This is a genomic window from Hafnia alvei (assembly GCF_964063325.1).
Classification (GTDB): Bacteria; Pseudomonadota; Gammaproteobacteria; order Enterobacterales; family Enterobacteriaceae; genus Hafnia; species Hafnia alvei_B.
On sequence record NZ_OZ061315.1, the window covers coordinates 1,818,998 to 1,838,645 of the forward strand.

General features: G+C 51.5%; 19 protein-coding genes. All 19 read left to right on the forward strand.

Features of this window, described 5'->3' with window-relative positions; all coding sequences use genetic code 11:
- The first annotated feature begins 8 nt into the window (after positions 1 to 8).
- The 19 genes from AB3Y96_RS08515 (at position 9) to AB3Y96_RS08605 (ending at position 19,537) form a co-directional block, all read left to right on the forward strand.
- Positions 9 to 734 (forward strand): precorrin-3B C(17)-methyltransferase, encoded by a 726-nt coding sequence (locus tag AB3Y96_RS08515; RefSeq protein WP_072307311.1) that lies wholly within the window; start codon positions 9 to 11, stop codon positions 732 to 734.
- Positions 735 to 870: 136 nt separating this feature from the next.
- Positions 871 to 1,584 carry a cobalt-factor II C(20)-methyltransferase gene (locus tag AB3Y96_RS08520; RefSeq protein ID WP_072307607.1) on the forward strand — a complete coding sequence of 238 codons (714 nt, stop codon included), beginning with the start codon at positions 871 to 873 and terminating at the stop codon, positions 1,582 to 1,584.
- A gap of 3 nt (positions 1,585 to 1,587) precedes the next feature.
- Positions 1,588 to 2,325, forward strand: a complete 738-nt coding sequence (gene cbiM / locus AB3Y96_RS08525; RefSeq protein ID WP_072307312.1) for a cobalt ECF transporter S component CbiM — start codon at positions 1,588 to 1,590, stop codon at positions 2,323 to 2,325.
- Positions 2,322 to 2,603, forward strand: a complete 282-nt coding sequence (locus tag AB3Y96_RS08530; RefSeq protein WP_367298952.1) for an energy-coupling factor ABC transporter substrate-binding protein — start codon at positions 2,322 to 2,324, stop codon at positions 2,601 to 2,603. The genes cbiM and AB3Y96_RS08530 overlap by 4 nt, the downstream gene beginning before the upstream one ends.
- Positions 2,590 to 3,267 (forward strand): energy-coupling factor ABC transporter transmembrane protein, encoded by a 678-nt coding sequence (locus AB3Y96_RS08535; protein ID WP_367298953.1) that lies wholly within the window; start codon positions 2,590 to 2,592, stop codon positions 3,265 to 3,267. The genes AB3Y96_RS08530 and AB3Y96_RS08535 overlap by 14 nt, the downstream gene beginning before the upstream one ends.
- A gap of 2 nt (positions 3,268 to 3,269) precedes the next feature.
- On the forward strand, positions 3,270 to 4,115 hold the full coding sequence (locus AB3Y96_RS08540; protein ID WP_072307608.1) for an ATP-binding cassette domain-containing protein: 846 nt from the start codon (positions 3,270 to 3,272) through the stop codon (positions 4,113 to 4,115).
- Positions 4,112 to 5,647: a cobyric acid synthase gene (locus AB3Y96_RS08545; RefSeq protein ID WP_367298954.1), complete on the forward strand. Its 1,536-nt coding sequence runs from the start codon at positions 4,112 to 4,114 to the stop codon at positions 5,645 to 5,647. Before AB3Y96_RS08540 ends, AB3Y96_RS08545 begins: the two co-directional genes overlap by 4 nt.
- 25 nt (positions 5,648 to 5,672) lie before the next feature.
- Positions 5,673 to 6,431, forward strand: a complete 759-nt coding sequence (gene cobS / locus AB3Y96_RS08550; RefSeq protein ID WP_072307316.1) for an adenosylcobinamide-GDP ribazoletransferase — start codon at positions 5,673 to 5,675, stop codon at positions 6,429 to 6,431.
- A 59-nt stretch (positions 6,432 to 6,490) separates the two neighbouring features.
- Entirely contained in the window at positions 6,491 to 7,555 is a 1,065-nt protein-coding gene (gene cobT / locus AB3Y96_RS08555) for a nicotinate-nucleotide--dimethylbenzimidazole phosphoribosyltransferase (RefSeq protein ID WP_367298955.1), read from the forward strand.
- A gap of 32 nt (positions 7,556 to 7,587) precedes the next feature.
- On the forward strand, positions 7,588 to 8,511 hold the full coding sequence (locus AB3Y96_RS08560) for a LysR substrate-binding domain-containing protein (RefSeq protein ID WP_072307318.1): 924 nt from the start codon (positions 7,588 to 7,590) through the stop codon (positions 8,509 to 8,511).
- A 155-nt stretch (positions 8,512 to 8,666) separates the two neighbouring features.
- On the forward strand, positions 8,667 to 10,313 hold the full coding sequence (locus AB3Y96_RS08565; protein WP_367298956.1) for a fumarate hydratase: 1,647 nt from the start codon (positions 8,667 to 8,669) through the stop codon (positions 10,311 to 10,313).
- 17 nt (positions 10,314 to 10,330) lie between these two features.
- Positions 10,331 to 10,921 carry a cob(I)yrinic acid a,c-diamide adenosyltransferase gene (cobO, locus tag AB3Y96_RS08570; RefSeq protein WP_367298957.1) on the forward strand — a complete coding sequence of 197 codons (591 nt, stop codon included), beginning with the start codon at positions 10,331 to 10,333 and terminating at the stop codon, positions 10,919 to 10,921.
- Between the two features lie 609 nt (positions 10,922 to 11,530).
- Positions 11,531 to 12,175, forward strand: coding sequence for a hypothetical protein (locus AB3Y96_RS08575; RefSeq protein ID WP_367298958.1), 645 nt, complete (start codon positions 11,531 to 11,533; stop codon positions 12,173 to 12,175).
- Positions 12,176 to 13,132: 957 nt separating this feature from the next.
- Complete coding sequence (gene tssB, locus AB3Y96_RS08580; RefSeq protein WP_025802730.1) at positions 13,133 to 13,633, forward strand: type VI secretion system contractile sheath small subunit; 501 nt, start codon at positions 13,133 to 13,135, stop codon at positions 13,631 to 13,633.
- Between the two features lie 25 nt (positions 13,634 to 13,658).
- Positions 13,659 to 15,212, forward strand: coding sequence for a type VI secretion system contractile sheath large subunit (gene tssC, locus AB3Y96_RS08585; RefSeq protein WP_072307322.1), 1,554 nt, complete (start codon positions 13,659 to 13,661; stop codon positions 15,210 to 15,212).
- An 18-nt stretch (positions 15,213 to 15,230) separates the two neighbouring features.
- Entirely contained in the window at positions 15,231 to 16,580 is a 1,350-nt protein-coding gene (gene tssK, locus AB3Y96_RS08590) for a type VI secretion system baseplate subunit TssK (protein ID WP_367298959.1), read from the forward strand.
- On the forward strand, positions 16,577 to 17,236 hold the full coding sequence (gene tssL / locus AB3Y96_RS08595) for a type VI secretion system protein TssL, short form (RefSeq protein ID WP_072307324.1): 660 nt from the start codon (positions 16,577 to 16,579) through the stop codon (positions 17,234 to 17,236). The genes tssK and tssL overlap by 4 nt, the downstream gene beginning before the upstream one ends.
- A 12-nt stretch (positions 17,237 to 17,248) precedes the next feature.
- The gene (locus tag AB3Y96_RS08600; RefSeq protein ID WP_367298960.1) at positions 17,249 to 18,958 is read left to right on the forward strand and encodes an OmpA family protein; all 1,710 of its coding nucleotides are present in this window, start codon (positions 17,249 to 17,251) and stop codon (positions 18,956 to 18,958) included.
- 87 nt (positions 18,959 to 19,045) lie between these two features.
- Positions 19,046 to 19,537 (forward strand): Hcp family type VI secretion system effector, encoded by a 492-nt coding sequence (locus AB3Y96_RS08605; protein WP_025802740.1) that lies wholly within the window; start codon positions 19,046 to 19,048, stop codon positions 19,535 to 19,537.
- Positions 19,538 to 19,648: the final 111 nt, after the last annotated feature.

Here is a 19,648-nt window from a genome sequence, read left to right on the forward strand (position 1 = left end):
ACAACCGCATGTTGAGCGTAATAGGCATAGGTCCGGGCAGCGAAGCGATGATGACCCAAGAAGCCATCGCTGCCTTGCAAGAGGCCGATATCGTGGTGGGTTACAAAACCTACACCCATTTAGTCAAAAAGTGGACCGCCGACAAAGAGGTGATCAAAACCGGCATGTGCAAAGAGATCGAACGCTGCCAGATAGCTATCGATCTTGCCGAGCAGGGAAAAAATGTTGCCATGGTATGCAGCGGTGATGCCGGCATTTATGGCATGGCGGGTCTAATTTTGGAACTTGTCAGCAAACAACGCCGGAATGTCCAAGTGCGCGTGGTTTCCGGCATCACGGCCAGTATCGCCAGCGCCGCGCTGCTCGGAGCGCCGCTGATGCATGATTTTTGCCATATCAGCCTCAGTGATTTGCTCACCCCGTGGCCGGTGATTGAGAAACGAATTATCGCCGCGGCGCAGGCCGATTTCGTCATCTGTTTCTATAACCCCCGCAGCCACGGGCGCGAGGGGCATCTCGCCAAGGCTTTTGAGCTGATGACGCCGTGGAAAACGGATACCACTCCGGTGGGGGTCGTGAAGGCAGCAGGACGGAAAAAGCAGGAGAAATGGGTCACTACCTTTAGCCAAATGGATTTCTCACAGGTGGATATGACCAGTCTGGTGATCGTCGGCAATCAGTCAACCTATCTGAGTGATGGATTGATGATTACGCCGCGCGGGTACGTTATCTAGCGCGGCGCAGGTTGTTATCAAGATGAACAGACACCAGCTAAAAAAGGACATCTCTTATGAAACCAATAAGTTCGGTTATGCACGCGCGGCGCTACCAGCCCGTTGCACTGACGCAACGCTGTGCGGCGGTGGCGTTATGACCGGCAAGCTATACGCCATCGGCGTCGGCCCCGGCGCAAGCGATCTGATTACCGTTCGCGGGGCGCGCACGCTTGCGCAGCTTGATGTGCTCTACACCCCTGCAGGGAAAGCCGATGCGCAGAGTTTAGCGCACCGCATTGTTGCCGAGTACCTCTCCCCAAACACCGAAATACGCACCTATCACTTCCTGATGAAAGCCGAACAGGCGCGAAAAGAGGCGGTTTGGGATCGGGTTGCCGACGCCATGCAGCGAGAAGTCGCGCAGGGCAAACAGGTTGGGTTTATCACGCTGGGCGACGCCATGCTTTTTAGCACCTGGGTATCACTGCTGGCGCGTATTGGACACCAACCGTGGCTGGAGATTATTCCCGGCGTGACGTCTTTCGCCGCGATTGCCGCCAGCAGCGCGATGCCGCTGGCGATGGAGAATCAAACGCTGGCCGTACTCTCGTGCACGTCGCCGGAAAACGAGCTGGAACAGGCTTTACGCACCCATGACTGCGTGGTGCTGATGAAGGTGTATGGCCGCTTCACCACGATACGTACTTTACTCGGGCGAATGGGGTTACTCGACCACGCCATCATGATGTCTGACGCCACGCTGCCCACACAGCAATGCTGGTATCACCTTGATGAGTGCGACCGACAGCTCGAACTGCCTTATTTTTCAACCATCTTAGTGAATAAAAATTGGAATGCTTCGAGGTAAGTCATGCAAAAGAGCTTAGAGAAATTTTCACTAACCGGCTTTGTCATTGCGGTGTTGTTGATTTTAGCGCCCCAAGAGGCGTTCGCGATGCACATCATGGAAGGCTTCTTACCGCCGATGTGGGCCATTGGCTGGTGGTTGATTTTCCTGCCATTTTTAGCGGCCGGAATAGTTCGGCTACGCCATATTGTGCAACAAGACAGTAACCAAAAGGTCCTGTTGGCGCTGTGCTGCGCCTTTATCTTTGTGCTGTCGGCCCTAAAAATCCCTTCTGTTACAGGCAGCTGCTCACATCCAACCGGCGTTGCGCTGGCGGTGATCCTATTTGGCCCGTCGGTGGTTGCCGTGATGGGCGCCATTGTTCTGCTGTTCCAAGCGCTGATGCTGGCACACGGCGGAGTCACCACGCTGGGCGCAAACGCCATGTCGATGGCGGTCATTGGCCCGATGGTGGGATATCTCATCTGGCGAATTTCATGCAAAGCGGGGCTGCGCAAAGACGTGGGCGTTTTCCTCTGTGCCTTCTTTGCCGATCTTGTGACCTACGCGGTGACTTCGATTCAGTTAGGCGTAGCGTTCCCCGATCCGCAGCTAGGCATGACGGCGGCGATATTGAAATTTATGGGGATCTTCTGCTTCACGCAGGTTCCGATTGCCATCGCTGAAGGCCTGTTAACCGTTCTTATCTATGACCAGTTGGTGAAAAGACGTTTAGTCCACGCATGGAGTTTCTCACAATGAAGAGAACATACATCTTGATCGCGTTGGTGATTGCATTATTTATCATGCCGTTTTTTATCGATCACGGCGGGGAATATGGCGGCTCAGACGATCAGGCCGAAGCACAAATCTTACAGATTTCCCCGCACTATCAGCCTTGGTTTGAGTCGATTTATGAACCGGCAAGCGGCGAGATTGAAAGCCTGCTTTTCACCTTACAAGGGTGTCTGGGAACGGCGGTGATCTTCTACGTCTTGGGCTATTACCGTCGTGGCCGCAACGAAAATGCTGAATCTTGAAACGCTGAGCTATCAGAGCCGCTGGTGCCATAAAGATCCGCGCATCAAGTTCGCGATGTACGTGGTGTTTATGGCGCTAGCCATGGTTTTACCGCCGTTAGGGCAGATTGGCGTGCTGTGTGGACTGGCTGCTCTGACCTGCTATTTATTGCATATTAGCGTGCTCCGCTACCTGAAATGGCTGCTGATCCCCATTGGTTTTCTGTGCGTAGGCGTTCTCGCGATAGTGCTAACGGGGACGCAGCATCCAGAAACGCTGCTGTGGGGGTATCCGGTCGCAGGCTATTGGTGGGGAATTGATGCCTTAGGCATACAGACCGCTAATCAGACGTTCTGGCGCAGCCTCGCGTCATTGGCCGCCACCTTTTGGTTCATGTTGAACATGCCGTTTGAACAGCTGATTAAGCTGCTGAAGTTTTGCCGCGTGCCGCATCTGTTAATTGAACAAATATTACTGACGTGGCGGTTCATTTTCATTTTTGTTGAAGAGGCGGCGGCGATCCACAACGCTCAGACGCTGCGCTTTGGTTACTGCTCTTTGGGAAGCAGCTATCGGTCTTTGGCCATGCTGGTTTCGATGCTGTTTTCTCGCGTGCTGAGCCGCTACCAGCAAATGTCTGTGGCGCTCGAACTCAAGCTTTATCAGGGTGATTTTCATCTATGAGTATGCAAACGGACACCAAACCTCACATCGACGGTGGATTAGCCACGCGCACGCTGTGTTTTAGCTATCAAGATAAGCCGGTTTTAAAGCACCTAACGTTAGATTTCAGCCACTTCAACGTCACCGGCATTATCGGCGCGAACGGCAGTGGAAAATCAACGCTGTTTATGAATCTCTCCGGTATTTATCAGCCCCAAGAGGGCGAGGTGTGGTGGGACGATGAGCCGTTGGTCTACAGCAAAAAGGGCCTTCGAGCGCTACGCCAAAGCGTGGTGACGGTGTTTCAAGATCCTGACCAGCAGATTTTCTACAGCGATGTAGAAAATGATATTGCCTTCAGCCTGCGTAATCTGGGTATTGAGGAAGCGGAGATTAAGCGCCGTACCGACTGGGCTTTGCGCTTGGTTGACGCTCAACATTTTCGCCATACGCCGGTTCAATGCTTGAGCTTCGGGCAGAAAAAAAGGGTGGCAATTGCCGGAGCGCTGGTCATGCAATCGGACTATTTACTCTTGGATGAACCGACTGCCGGACTCGATCCGTCGGGGCGACGCAAGATGTTGGAGATCATTGAGCAGATCGTGGCGCAGGGCAAACGCATCATTATTTCGAGCCACGATATCGATCTCATCTATCAAATCTGTGACGGACTGTACCTACTATCGGATGGCGAAGTGCTGAGTTCCGGCTCGCCGCAGGAGGTTTTGGTGAATAAAACGCTGCTGGAAAGTGCGGGTTTAGAACAGCCTTGGCTGGTGAAACTGCACTGCGAGGCGGGTTTGCCGCTGTGCAAAACCGAACAGGAAATGATCGCGGTGCTGCGGCACTGGAAGGAGAAACAAGAATGAGCATTTCACTCATGGTTCAGGGTACCGCCTCCGACGTGGGAAAGAGCGTTTTAGTTGCCGGATTTTGCCGGATTTTTATGCAGGATGGCTATCGCTGTAAGCCGTTCAAATCGCAGAATATGGCGCTGAATTCAGGGATTACCGCGCAGGGCGATGAAATGGGCCGAGCGCAGATTTTTCAGGCGCAGGCGGCGGGAGTTGCGCCCGATGTACGGATGAATCCGGTGCTGCTCAAGCCGACGAGCGATCGCAAAGCGCAGGTTATTGTGATGGGAAAAGTCGCCTGTCACATGGATGCCGTGGAATACCACCACTATAAACCTCAGCTACAGCAGCAGATTCGAACCGTCTATCAACAGCTGGCGAGCGAATCCGACATCATGGTGCTGGAAGGGGCGGGCAGCCCGGCAGAAATCAATCTGCGCGATCGAGACATTGTGAATATGGGCATGGCTGAGGCCGCTGGCGCACCGGTATTGCTGGTGGCAGATATCGACCGTGGCGGAGTATTTGCTTCTATTTATGGCACCTTAGCGTTGCTCAAACCGGAAGAAAGGGCGCGAGTTATTGGCGTCATCATCAATAAATTTCGCGGTGATATCACGCTGTTGCAGCCCGGCATTAAGCAAATTGAAGCGCTGACTCAGGTTCCGGTTCTCGGCGTTCTACCTTGGTTATCGCTGGATCTGGAAGATGAAGACGGCGTGGCGCTGCAGGTCGGGAAATATTCCTCCGCCAAAGCAGCCGATCTCGACGTGGTGGTGATTCAGTTTCCGCACATCGCCAACTTCACCGATTTTAATCCGCTCTCGGTGCAGCCAGATGTGCGTCTGCGCTACGCCGTCGACCCACAGGAAATCATGGGCGCGGATCTGATTATCTTGCCGGGCAGTAAAAATACGCTCGGCGATCTTAGTTGGCTAAAAGCGAGAAGGCTGGATCGCGCGATTAAAAAAGCCCACGGCGCAGGCACCGCAATTTTGGGGATCTGCGGTGGTTATCAAATGCTGGGTAATCAGATTTTCGATGAGGTGGAGTCAGGCCTAAGCCATATGTGCGGTTTAGGTTTGCTGGACGTGGATACCTGTTTTGAACCGAGTAAAAAAACCGCGCAGGTGGCTGGCGTTTCAGGCTCCCACCTTAACGGGCTGTTAGCTCAATGCTGTGACCAACCCCTGACGGGCTACGAAATCCATATGGGGGTTTCCACGCTGGGTGAAAATGCCCGTCCGTTTGCGCATATGCAGGTTAAGAATGGTCAGGCGCAGCAGTGGCTCGACGGGGCGCTAAATCACGATGGCAGCGTAGCAGGCAGCTATTTGCATGGCCTGTTTGAACAAAATCGGTTCACCCGATCGCTGCTCAATCAGCTGAGGCAGAAAAAAGGTCTGACGCCGCTAGACAGCGAAAACTTTGACTATGCGCATCACAAAGAGACGCAGTTTGACGCGTTGGCATCCAACATGCGGGTGCATTTGGATATCGACCGCATCTATGCCTTGATGCGCCAGCATCAGGAACCACAGCGATGAGTCAGGCTTGCGGGAGCAACATCTAATGACGCTAACGATGTTCTGGGCCACGGTGCAATTCATTACTCGTTTGCCGGTGCCAAGCCGCTGGGCGCAGGGGGTAGATTTTCAGCAATACGGGCGTGGCGTTCCAGCATTTCCCATCGTGGGGCTGATGGTGGGAATGCTAGCCGCTGCGGTTTCGCTGGCTATCAGCCAATCAGGCGGAGGTATTTTTATTGGCGCGTTGGGTTACGTGTTTGCGTTGACGTTGCTGACCGGCGGTTTTCATCTGGATGGATTAGCCGACACCTGCGATGGCATTTTCTCTGCCCGCCAACGCGAGCGAATGCTGGAAATTATGCGAGATAGCCGGCTTGGAACCTACGGAGGCCTCGCGCTGATTTTCTGCGTGGTAACGAAAACGCTGGCGGTGGTGTCGCTTTCCGATTCATCGCCATGGGTATTATTCGGCTTTTTAAGCTGCGCCTGCGTGGCGGGGCGAACCGCGATGGTATTGGTGATGTATGGGCAACGCTACGCCCGCCAAGGCGACGGCATGGGCAATATTTATATCGGTAAAATATCGCGTTTTGAGGCAGCGACGACGTTAGTCATCGGCTGTTTGCTGGTGGCAATACTGGGCGGTCGTCAGGCGCTGGCGGCGATGGCGATCACTTTCGTGGCTATTTACGCGCTGGCGGGTTATTTCCGCCATCACCTCGGTGGGCAAACCGGAGACACGCTGGGCGCAGCAGAAGAGATGGGCGAAATGATTTTCCTGTTAGCGCTGCTTTGGGTTTAGCACCACCACAACACCGGATAATAACCTGCGCCTTATGCGCCACCATAACGAGAAAAAGCATGAACACATTGGACTCTATTATTCAAATGATCCGTCCCTTAGATCAGGGAAAAATGGCGCAGGCTGCGGGATATGTGGATGCGTTAGCCAAACCACCGGGAAGTCTGGGGCGCTTGGAGCTGCTGTCGATCCAGCTGTCAGGCATGTCGGGGATTGCGGATTTAGCCAATCTCAACAAAGAGATTATCGTGATGTGCGCCGATCACGGCGTGTTTGAGGAAGGGGTTGCCGTAACGCCTAAAAATGTCACGGCGATCCAGGCTCGAAACATGCAAAAGGGGCTTACCGGGGTGTGTGCGCTGGCCAAAAGTAGCAATACGCACGTGCTGCCGATCGATATTGGTATTGATGCCGATCCTATCGCCGATCTGCGTTCGCTGAAGCTGGCGCGCGGCTGTGGAAATATCGCTCGCGGGCCAGCAATGAGCTATCAGCAGGCAGAACAGTTGTTGATAGCCAGCGCAAATCTGGTGCAGGAGCGCGTGGCGCAGGGGATCTCGATCTTTGGCGTCGGCGAATTGGGCATTGCCAATACCACGCCGGCGTCGGCCATGATCAGCGTGCTGACCGACACCGACCCTCATGACGTCGTCGGTATCGGCGCGAACCTTCCACTGGCGCGAGTGGCACATAAAGAAAGCGTTGTGCGGCGGGCCATCGACGTTAATCAACCGCGTGCCGATGATGCCGTAGACGTGCTGGCTAAAATCGGTGGCTTTGATTTAGTCGGGATGACCGGGGTGATCCTTGGCGCCGCCGCCGCCGGAGTACCGGTGGTGCTGGATGGTTTTCTCTCTTATGCGTCGGCGCTTGCCGCGTACCGTCTGGCGCCACAGGTGCGAGATTACTGCATTCCCTCTCATTTTTCGGCTGAAAAAGGGGCAGGGGTGGCGCTGAAGCATCTCGACCTTGTTCCGTATTTATATCTGGATCTGCGTTTGGGGGAAGGCAGCGGCGCCGCAGTGGCTATGTCAGTGATTAGCGCCGCCTGCGCCATGTATTGCGATATGGGCCAGCAAACGAGCAGTGGTTTTACTTTGCCGCCGTCGCCGTTACGTAACTGATTTTTAAATTATGAATTAATGGGTGTATCAAAATGCGCTGTAAAATTCCTAAGACCGATCTATTAGTGACGTTTGAAGCCGTGGCTCAGTATGAAAGCTACACGCGTGCCGCAGAGAAATTAGCGTTAACACAGAGTGCGGTATTCCGTCAGATAACCGCATTAGAAGAATTTCTTAACGTGTCTTTATTCCATCATGTGCGTAAGCGCATTTTTCTTAACGACGCAGGCCGTTATTATCTCGACCTCGTCAGAGATACGTTAGAGCAGATGGAGCGTGATACGCAAAGTATTATGTCCTATCAGTCTACCCAGCAGATTTTAGAATTAGCGGTGACGCCGACGTTTAGCACGCACTGGCTTATTCCTAACCTCAGTGACTTTCATGAAAATAATCCAGAGATAGTGCTTAACTTAATTGCGTTAACCACACCGGCTGATTTTTTAAATCTACGCTATGACGCCGTGATTATGCGAGAAGACTTCTGTAGCCCCTGGGCCGAAAATGAACATTTATTTGAAGAGGAATTAGTTCCGGTCTGTAGCCGAATGCTGTGGCGTGATGATAAAGAAGTGATGCGCGCAGACCAGTTGCTGGATGAGTATAGGTTATTACATCAGACTACACGGCTAGATTCGTGGCACGACTGGTTTGCGTTATCTGGCGTGAGTAGCCCGCAGGTGCGTATGGGGCCTCGCTTCGATCTGCTCTCTATGCTGATTTCTGCGGTGCGTTCTAATTTAGGCGTGGCGCTGCTGCCGCGCTTTGCGATTCATAAAGATCTTGAAAATGGCGATATGGTGATCCCGTGTGATTTACCGATGAGTACAGGTAATCACTTTATTTTAACCTATAAAGAAGGCAAACGAGGATTACGTAGTTTGCAGAAGTTTAGCCACTGGGTTCATGAAAAATCAAAGGATGAAGAGTTAAAGAAAACACGTATTCACGGTTAAGCATTATATGTTGAAAATTGAACATTTGATTTTTAATTTAATAAAATAATAATTGGAACTGCTTTTATATTTTCAATTTTCAACCAATCTTTTTTGTTGCGCCCATGGCTAGCAAGAACGCTTTGCCACTTTTTTCAATTTATTGAGTAAAAATAATGCATAAAAATGATTTTTTTTACCAAGAGATATTTCCTCTTTCTGAAGACGAAACGGAATATTACCTACTTACCGATAAATACGTTTCTACCTTCACGATTAATGGCAAGGAAGTGCTTAAAATAGAACCCGAGGCGTTAACGCTGGTTTCTCAACAGGCGTTTCATGATGCATCATTTTTCCTACGCCCCGCGCATCAGCAGCAGGTAGCGGCTATTTTGCAAGATCCACAGGCCAGTGAAAACGATAAATATGTCGCTTTACAACTCCTGCGTAATTCTGAAATCTCGGCCAAAGGCATTTTGCCCAACTGCCAAGATACGGGAACATCAACGATTGTCGCAAAGAAAGGCCAGTATGTTTGGACCGATACTGACGACGTTGAAGCGCTGTCGCGCGGCATTTTTAACACCTTCCGCCAAGATAATTTGCGCTATTCACAGAATGCGGCGTTGGATATGTACAACGAAGTGAATACCGCGACCAACCTGCCTGGGCAAATTGATATTTTTGCCACCACGGGCGCACAGTATTCATTCTTGTTCGTGAATAAAGGCGGCGGCTCAGCCAACAAAGCCGCGCTGTATCAGGAAACTAAAGCCATTCTTGAGCCGGAAAAACTAAAAGCATTTCTGATCGAAAAAATGAAAAGTTTGGGCACGGCAGCCTGCCCGCCGTATCACATAGCCTTTGTGATTGGAGGCTTATCGGCGGAACAAACGCTAAAAACAGCCAAGTTGGCCTCAACCAAATATTTCGATGCGCTGCCGGTGAGTGGCAATGAATATGGTCAGGCATTCCGCGATACGCACTTAGAACAGAGCTTGCTTGAGGCATCACGCGAGTTTGGCTTGGGGGCGCAGTTTGGCGGCAAATATTTTGCGCATGATGTGCGTGTGATTCGTTTGCCACGTCATGGTGGATCTTGCCCGATTGGCATGGCTATATCGTGCTCGTCCGATCGTAATATCAAAGCAAAAATCAATAAACAGGGGATCTGGCTGGAAAAATTAGAGCGCCATCCCGAACGCCTGATCCCGCAGGCGATGCGCCAGCAGCAAGAAGGGCAGGTGGTCAATATTGACCTCAGCCGCCCGATGGCGGAGATCCAGCAAGAGCTTTCACGCTATCCGGTTTCTACGCGAGTGTCGCTCAACGGGCCGTTGATTGTGGCGCGTGACATCGTGCATGCCAAGCTCAAAGAGCGCTTAGAACGGGGTGAACCGTTGCCGCAATACATGAAAGATCACCCCGTGTACTATGCGGGGCCGGCAAAAAAACCGGACGAGCATGTGTCAGGTTCCATGGGGCCAACCACCGGTGGGCGAATGGATAGCTACGTTGAACTTTTCCAATCTCACGGCGGAAGTTTAGTGATGCTCGCCAAAGGCAACCGTAGCCAGCAGGTAACCGACGCCTGCGCCCAGCATGGGGGCTTTTATCTGGGCAGTATTGGCGGCTCGGCGGCAATTCTGGCGCAGGAATATATTGAAAGCTTGGAGTGCCTTGAGTATCCCGAACTGGGCATGGAAGCGGTGTGGAAAATGAACGTCAAAAACTTCCCTGCGTTTATTTTGGTCGATGACAAAGGCCACTCATTCTTCGACCAGATTCAAATGAAGGCATGTGCAGGCTGTCAGAAATAGCCAATAGGAGCATCGTCATGAGTGAGGAACGCTATCAACAACGTCAGCAACAGCTCAAAGAGCGCGTTGAACAGCGGGTTGCGGCAGCCACGAAACGCGGTGGGATCGTGATTGTTTTTACCGGTAATGGCAAAGGCAAAACCTCGGCGGCGTTCGGTACAGCGGCACGGGCAATCGGTCACGGCATGAAGGTGGGCGTGGTGCAATTTATCAAAGGGGAGTGGGAGAGCGGCGAGCGAAATCTACTCGAACGCGCCGGGGCTGAGTTTCATATTATGGCTACCGGTTTTACCTGGAATACCCAAGATAAGCTGTCGGATACCCGGGCTGCGGTGACGGCGTGGGAACAAGGCAAGCGCATGCTGGCCGATCCCACCTATGGGCTGGTTATCTTAGACGAACTGACCTACATGCTGACCTATGGCTATTTGCCGCTCAATGAGGTGTTAACCGCGCTAGAAAATCGACCTGCTCAACAAAATGTGGTGATCACAGGAAGAGCCTGCCACCGTGAAATCATTGCGTTGGCAGATACGGTCAGTGAATTGCGGCCGGTGAAACACGCCTTTGACAGCGGTATTCAGGCACAGGCAGGTATTGATTGGTAATGCACGTGGAAAACGTCAGTAAAAGGCCACGCCGCTGGGCGTAGCCTTTTGCTGGCTATTAGAATCTTTTTCCATTGAAATGGATTTCGCCGTGCAGGCAAAGTAGCGCGTCGCCCCCGCCAAAAAGAAATGTTCAAATTTTCCCCGCTTTGGCTACACAGTGACTATAGTCAATGTATGGCACGGCAATAAAGCAAGAGATTGGTTTGCTATCCCGCCTTGAAGCTGCTTGACCTAGACTTTTCTTATAGTTTTTTTTATTCCTAAGAACTTTCTAAATAGTATTAAATTTTGTTTTTTCTGGATGAAAAAAATAAATCCCTAACGCTTAGCATTGTTAATGTTGAGCAATTTATGCATGCAATTTATAAGGCTATTAACTTTTTAATTGTAAATCAATTAGATGCATTTTATTGGCAAGAATCAAAGATAGATTATGACGATCAATTGAGCGATTTTGATTGGTTGTGATTGATGCTGACGATCAATAGATCAGATTTGATCGAAATTGATTATCGAAATACCCATTGATAGAATGGGTGAATATTCTATCTTGTTAATGCGGTGTTGAGTGAATGCTTCGCTGAAGCACCCTGCTAGGGGGACATCATGGATGACATATTCTTATTCAGTCGCTCGCACATCATGCAGTCGGCTATCGCGAACATCACAGGATGTCGTTCAGCTTCTTCTCGAAACAGCCCTAACTTCAAGTTTCAAAATCCCATCCAAACTGCCGTAGCGGTGCTGATCATTCGGCCTAAACTACTGCTGGTTGATACGGTATTAACCTGCGACAGTGATATTCAGTATCTACTGCAGCGCTTGGCGGATGAGAGCTATCGCAGCCGTATCGTTCTGATCGTTGACAATAAAGACGCTCAGCTAGCGCGCCGCTACCCGCAAGATTTTCCTGAACTCAACATATCGTGCATCGGCAACCTACAAGCGCTATCTGACATCATTCAGAGCAGCTCACACGGGTATTTGGTGAATACGCTGTCTTCGCAAATTTATCTTGGCTTACAAAAGCATATCTCCAATAAATTTGCGGCGTTATTGATGGACTGGGATGCGGTATGTTCGCAGGCGAAACATAAGGGCAACGACTACAAAAACATTTTAAACAGACGCTCTTATCTCAAGAAGAAGCTGGGGCTCAAGAACAAAACAGAGATTGATCTTCTGATTGGCATGCTAAAAGAGCCCAATCGTCCCAATGAAACCGCTTCTCCTCTGCGTCAAAGCATTTAGACACTAAGCCACTGCGCATTATGTCAATCGCAGCAACCTGAGATATCAGCCTCGCCGACCGCGGGGCTATTTTTTTGCCTCAAATTTTAATCTGCCTATTTTTTGATCTCTATTTTATCCCGCGCTTTGATGCATTTTATTTACTTCTAAGCTAAATATGCCAAACCCAGTGAAAAGGTCGCTATATGGGTCTGCATACGGCGAAAGGTTATATAAATGACTTATCGATAATTCATAAGGTTGATATATACATCAGACATAAACGGAGAATACTCCTCTCAAGTAGAGTATTTCGGATTATCTGTACGAACAGTATGAAAACTCCTATTTTTAAACGTAGGCTAAATGGTTGGTAATTATTTATCACAGTTCTGTAAATAGTGGCGGATCTGCCGATTTATATGGACATATTGGTTATCTTCATCGAATTTAAACAAAATCATTAATGCCGTTGACACTATTGATTTTTACCATCCTATTCTGTTTTTATATTTTCATAGCAAAGTTCCTAGTGTGGCCTGATAACCATTTCTTCGTTCTCGCTATAGAGGAAATATCTTATTTTTACATTCTAACAAATGACTAGGATTAAGCCTGAGGCGATATGCCTTAAACCCTTGCAGCGCAAGGGGTATTGCTTTTTCTCGTAAGAAATATCTTACATTTCAACTAGATGATCTATGTCACAAAACGATCTTTTCGTTACATCCTGTAACAGTTAACCATTTCTTAATAGACGCCAAAACTTCTTAAACTCAGCCACGAGTATTTTGCTTACTCATCTTTCCTTATTAATTAAATATGTACTAGAAATACTAAATATCGCCAATCGATGAACGTTTTGACTACGCCGTTTATTCGCAATTAATCCACCTGTCAACGGTGCTTTAATTTAAGGCAGGGAATGTTTGTCACGACTGGCAGTTATCCTTAATTTTCAGTTGTAAGGGACAGTAAATGGCTTCATCAAGTTTCCAAAATGAAGTACCCAAGGCTCGCGTCAATATCAAATTGGATTTGCATACCGGTGGAGCTCAGAAGAAAGTTGAACTGCCGCTGAAATTACTGGTAATGGGCGACTACAGCAACGGTAAAGAACAACGTCCACTTTCAGAACGTAGCAAAATCGATATTAATAAAAATAACTTCAATAGCGTACTGGGTGAATTCCAGCCAAGTATTAAAATGGCGGTTCCAGATACCTTGGCCGGTGACGGCACAGATACCGCGGTATCTCTAACTTTCAACGATATGAAAGATTTCGAACCTGAACAGGTAGCTCGCCAGATCCCTCAGCTACGTGCTCTGCTCGCCATGCGCAACCTGCTACGCGATCTCAAATCAAACCTGCTCGACAACGCAACGTTCCGCCGTGAACTCGAAAATATTCTCAAAGACGACGCTTTGAGCGATGAACTGCGCGCGGAATTGGCGGCATTAGCGCCGCAAGACTGTTAATCACCGGGTTGGATAAGAGAAGGAAATGCTGATGTCTGTACAGGAAAAAAATGCGCAGGGTAATGCTACCGCTGTGCTGGAAAATGAAGCGCCTATCATGCAGGGCGTTTATGCGTCGCTGTTTGAAAAAATCAATCTCAGCCCGGTCTCATCGCTGACCGGTATTGAAATCTTCCAAAATAACGAAGGGCTAGCAGAAACCTCCGCCGACGAGCGTGTTACCGCCGCCGTGAGCGTGTTTTTAGATCTGCTGAAGCAGTCGGCGCAAAAAGTCGAAAAACTGGATAAAACCCTATTGGATGGCCATATTGCCGCATTGGATGCTCAGATTAGCAGTCAGCTAGATGCCGTGATGCACCACCCTGATTTTCAACGCGTGGAATCCACATGGCGCGGTGTTAAGTCGCTGATTGATCAAACTGATTTCCGCCAGAACGTTCGCATTGAGCTGCTGGACGTAAGCAAAGATCATCTGGCGCAAGATTTTGAAGACGCCCCTGAAATTGCGCAAAGCGGCCTGTATTCCCATACCTACATTCAGGAATACGACACCCCAGGCGGTGAGCCGATTGCAGCCACTATCTCAAACTATGAGTTTGGTCGTGGCCCGCAGGATATCGCTTTGCTGCGCAATATCTCCAAAGTAGCCGCCGCTGCGCATATGCCGTTCATTGGTTCCGTTGGGCCAGCGTTCTTCGGCAAAGACACTATGGAAGAAGTGGCTGCTATCAAAGATATCGGTAACTACTTCGACCGTGCAGAGTACCTGAAGTGGAAATCTTTCCGTGAAAGCGACGATGCGCGCTACATCGGTTTGACGATGCCGCGCGTATTAGGCCGCTTGCCATATGGTCCAGACACCATCCCTGTGCGTAGTTTTAACTACGTGGAAGAGGTGAAGGGCCCGGATCACGAGAAATATCTGTGGACCAACGCCTCGTTTGCGTTCGCCGCCAACATGGTGAAAAGCTTCATCAACAACGGTTGGTGTGTGCAAATTCGTGGCCCGCAGGCCGGCGGTGCCGTTACCGATCTGCCGATTCATCTTTACGATTTGGGCACCGGCAATCAGGTGAAAATCCCGTCAGAAGTGATGATCCCAGAAACCCGCGAGTTTGAATTCGCTAACTTGGGCTTTATCCCGCTGTCGTACTACAAAAACCGCGACTATGCGTGCTTCTTCTCGGCGAACTCCACCCAGAAACCGGCGTTGTATGAAACCCACGATGCTACGGCAAACAGCCGCATCAACGCGCGTCTGCCATACATCTTCCTGCTGTCGCGTATTGCGCACTATCTGAAACTGATCCAGCGCGAAAATATCGGCACCACCAAAGACCGCCGTTTGCTGGAGCTAGAGCTAAACAACTGGATCCGTGGATTGGTGACTGAAATGACCGATCCGGCAGATGATTTGCAGGCCTCTCATCCGCTGCGCGATGCCAAAGTGACCGTTGAAGATATCGACGATAACCCTGGTTTCTTCCGCGTGAAGCTGTTTGCTGTTCCGCATTTCCAAGTTGAAGGAATGGATGTGAACCTGTCTCTGGTTTCGCAGATGCCTAAAGCCAAAGCCTAATCGGGACCGAGCGCAAAGATGAAAATTGACCGTCCGTTATGGGCTGCAGGGACATTACTGTCTCCGCAGCAGTTCCAACAGCAGGCACGCTGGGAGGCTTACACCAATGAGTGTATTGCTCATCTGGCGCTGGTTCACCCTTGGGGGATCATGGCTGCTGAGTTCGACAAGGACGCATTACGGCTGGGCAAACTGAAAGCGGATCGCATTAGCGTCCGCTTTCAGGACGGTACGCTGCTAGACAGTGAACGAGCAGATCTTTTGCCACCTGCGCTGGATTTAGCGCAGGTGTTACCTGCCGACGCACAAAGCGCTACGCTGCTGCTGGCGCTGCCGCTGGAACACGCCAACGGCGGTAACTGCCTACCGACGGATGCCAAAGCCGATCGCCCGATTCGTTACCGTCAGGATTGGACTTCAGTGCAGGACATTTTTGGTAACGATACCGAGTCCATGGCGGTGGTGCGTTATGCGCTTACGCTGCGTCTGGATGGTGATGAAAACGGTGACTACCTAACGTGTCCCGCCGTGCGGTTAGTTCGCGACGTGCAGGGCGTTTGGGGCGTCGATCCACAGTTTGTACCACCACTGCTTCAGTTCGGCGCGCACGCTGCGCTGCTCAGCTACTTGGATCGTCTATTAACCCAGCTACATGCCAAACGCACACGTCTGATGGGCATGCGCCGTGAAAGCAATCAGCGGATGGCCGATTTTGCCGTCGCCGATGTGTCGCTGTTTTGGTTGCTCAATGCGCTGAACAGCTATCAGCCGGTGCTGAATGATTTCCTCACCCATCCGGCGTTACATCCCGAACTGGTTTACCGCGAACTGGTGAAGCTGGCCGGCGCGTTGCTCACTTTTTCGTTAGAGCACGATATGGATGCTATTCCAGCCTATGACCACGCGCGTTTAGGCTCAGTATTCCCGCCGTTGTTCAGCCTGATTAGCACGTTGCTGGAAGCCAGCCTGCCGTCACGCGTGATCGCCCTCGAACTGGAAAAGGTCCGTCCAAACCAGTGGCAGGCTGCGTTAAACGACGCTCGTCTGCGCGAAGAGGCAGATTTCTATCTTTCGGTACGCTCTGCGCTGCCGGCTCATCTGCTGCAAACCCAGTTCCCGCTGCTGTGCAAAGTGGGCGCGCCGGATGACGTCAATAACTTGATCAACGTTGCCCTCAACGGCGTTCCGCTTATTCCACTCAGCCATGTTCCTGCGGCCATTCCATTACGTCTGGAAAATCAGTATTTCGCTTTGGATCTCAAACATCCAACGGCGACGGCGATGTTGGCTTCTGGCGTGTGCGCGTTTTACGTACCGGGAACCTTATCGGATGTGCAACTTGAACTGTATGCGGTGCTGAGAGCATGAGTAAAAAGAGTGTGATTGATATCGACGACCTGCTGCAAGACACCTGGCTGCTGGTGGTCCAACTGCGTCAAGGGGTTCCGGTCGAGCATGGACAAACCCTTTGGCAGCACTGCACGAAAAATATCGAACGTACCGAACAGACTTTGAAAGAAGCGGGCATGCACCAGAGCGCCATCGATCATATTCGTTACGCCCAGTGTGCTTTGCTGGATGAAACGGTGTTGGGGCGTCCCCAAGACGATGGCTACTCTGCCTGGCACTCGATGCCTTTGCAGGCCCATTTCTTTCAAACCTTACAGGCAGGGGAACTGCTCTATCAGCGTATGCGTGAAGTGCTGCGTGAGCCCGCGCCAAACATGGCCGTGCTGACCTGTTTTCACCGCGTGCTGATGCTGGGGTTTCGCGGCGTCTATGGCGAAAACGATACGCCGGAGCGTCAGCAGCTGGTGGCTGAACTTAGCCAGCGCGTAGCGCCGCTGGACGTTGATCAAAGCGCACCGCTGCTGGTCAACGCCGCCGCTTCGCGTCGTTATCGCTGGCTGCACTCGCGCTGGGTTCATGTTGTCGCTGCGGTGGTGATTCTGGCCGGTGTTTGGTGGGGCTTCCATAGCTATCTCACGACGCTGGTTACCACGCTGCTACCCGCTAAGCCATAAAGGGACGATGACATGAGTACCACCTACAAGCGCGCCTTATGGACATGGGGCGGATTGCTCGCGCTGTTACTGTGTCTGGTTTGGCTGCCGCTGACGCTGTTGGGACAAATTATCGCCATCGTGATTGTCTTGCTGGTGGTGGTTATCGGTTGGCGACGCGCAGGGCGTGTTGATGTTCATGTGATGGAAGCTACCGCTGATTTACCGCCGGAGCATTTCCGTCATCCGGTGGTGGTGGTGTGCGGCGACGGCGTTGATGCGCTGTTTGGCAACGCTAGCGTACGGGAAACCCCGCAGGGCTGTTATCTGCGTTTACCCCCCGATCTACGCTTGGTGGATTTTGTTGATTCTATGCTGGCGCAGCGCGCGGGCTGGAGTGAACAAATCAGCATCTTGCGGGTGATTAACCCACAGCAGCAAAGCGATGCCGCCGTGCTGGCTGGGCAAATGCGCGAGTTTTGCTATCAGGTTTCACGCGTCAGCAAGCTGTGTGGCCGAGACACGCCGGTACTGTTCACCAGCTATTTGGCGATCGCCAATTCGCATCAGCCCGATGAACTGTGGTTTGAGTGGCTGGCAGGGCAGGCGGAAAGCAGCGTCGGTATTGGCCGTTCTGCCCCGCGCGCGCTGGCTGACTGGCTGGCGGCAAATCGTAGCGATGAAGACGAAACGCAGCGCGCCGAACGCTTCCAGTGCGCGGTTACGCTAAAAAGCTGGCGTGAATGGATGGCTGAATTTGTTTTACCACACTGCCAGCGTCAGGAGCATTCGGCTCCGGCCTGCCGACCGGTTGCGATCGCACTCTCGCCGATTGCGGCACTGCCAGTAACGCTGGGCAATAACTCACTTTGGCAGCAGTGGCTGGAAAGTAAAACCACGCTCGGCGATGGCGCGAAGGGCGAAACGACCCACGCTGAAACGAGCGGCGGATTGGCTTTCCCCGATCGCTTACTACGCCTGTTACCTCAGCAGTCGGGGTTTACGCCGCTGCGCCGCACGCAGGCATGGGGCATTGGCCTCTTTACGCTGGCAGCGGTTGCCGCCTTAGGCAGCTCCGCGTGGCATAACCGCCAACTTTTGCGGCAGGTGAGTGACGATATCCAGCGCTACAGCGCGATTCGCATGACCGACTACATGGCGAAAAAACACGCGGTTGACGTGCTGATCCAAGACGAAGTGCTGTTGGATAACAACTATCGGCAGGGTGTTCCGCTGCGCATGGGGCTAGGTTTGTATCCGGGTGAGCGCTTGCGCCAGCCGCTACTGGCAACGATTGCCACCTATTTGCCACCGCCGCCGGAAAAAGTGCAGGAAAAAGCCAAGGTGGTGATCCCCAAGGCGGTGCGCTTAGACAGCCTGTCGCTGTTTGATACCAACAGCGCGAAGCTAAAAGCGGGTTCCACCAAGGTGTTGGTCAGTGCGCTAGTCGACATCAAAGCGCAGCCGGGCTGGCTGATTGTGATCGCCGGACATACCGATTCAACCGGTAATCCACAGCGCAATGTCACGCTCTCCCAAGCACGCGCCGAAGCGGTACGCGATTGGATGCGCAGCATGGGTGATATTCCGATGACCTGTTTTGCGGTGCAGGGATATGGCGCGAGTCAGCCCATCGCCAGCAATGAAACCGACGCTGGCCGTGCGGCTAATCGACGGGTAGATATTCGTCTGGTGCCAGAGGCGGGAGCCTGCAAGCTGCCCGCCAAGGCATCAGATTTTTAACCAGCCGCCAGTGTGGCGGCTTACAACAGCGTACTTATCAGTACCCCAAGTACCGATAAGTACCTCCCCAGTAACAAGGAGTTTTACATGGCAATTCCAGCATATCTGTGGCTGAAAGACGACGGCGGCGCAGACATTAAAGGTTCAGTAGACGTACAAAAACGTGAAGGCAGCATCGAAATGGTGGCGCTGGAACACTCTCTGTACATCCCTACCGACAACAACACCGGCAAACTGACCGGTACTCGTATCCATACTCCTCTGGTCTTCACCAAAGAAGTGGACGCGTCTAGCCCTTATCTCTACAAAGCCGTGACTTCTGGCCAGACCCTGAAGTCTGCCGAAATCAAATGGTACAAGATCGATGACGCGGGTCAAGAAGTGGAATACTTCAACACCAAGCTCGAAAACGTCAAAGTCGTGAAAGTTGCGCCAAAAATGTGGGATATCAAAGACCCATCGAAAGAAAAACACAACCATCTGGAAGAGATTGAGTTCCGTTACGAGAAGATCACTTGGACCTTCAAAGACGGCAACATCATTCATTCTGACTCTTGGAATGAGCGCGCTTCAGCGTAATACCACAGGCAGACGAGAAATCGTCTGCCTTTTCGTTTTTCTGCTCAGTGCCAAAACGGTCTTGTTCGGACGCTGAGCACAACAACGAACGGGTTTAACACAATTTAATTT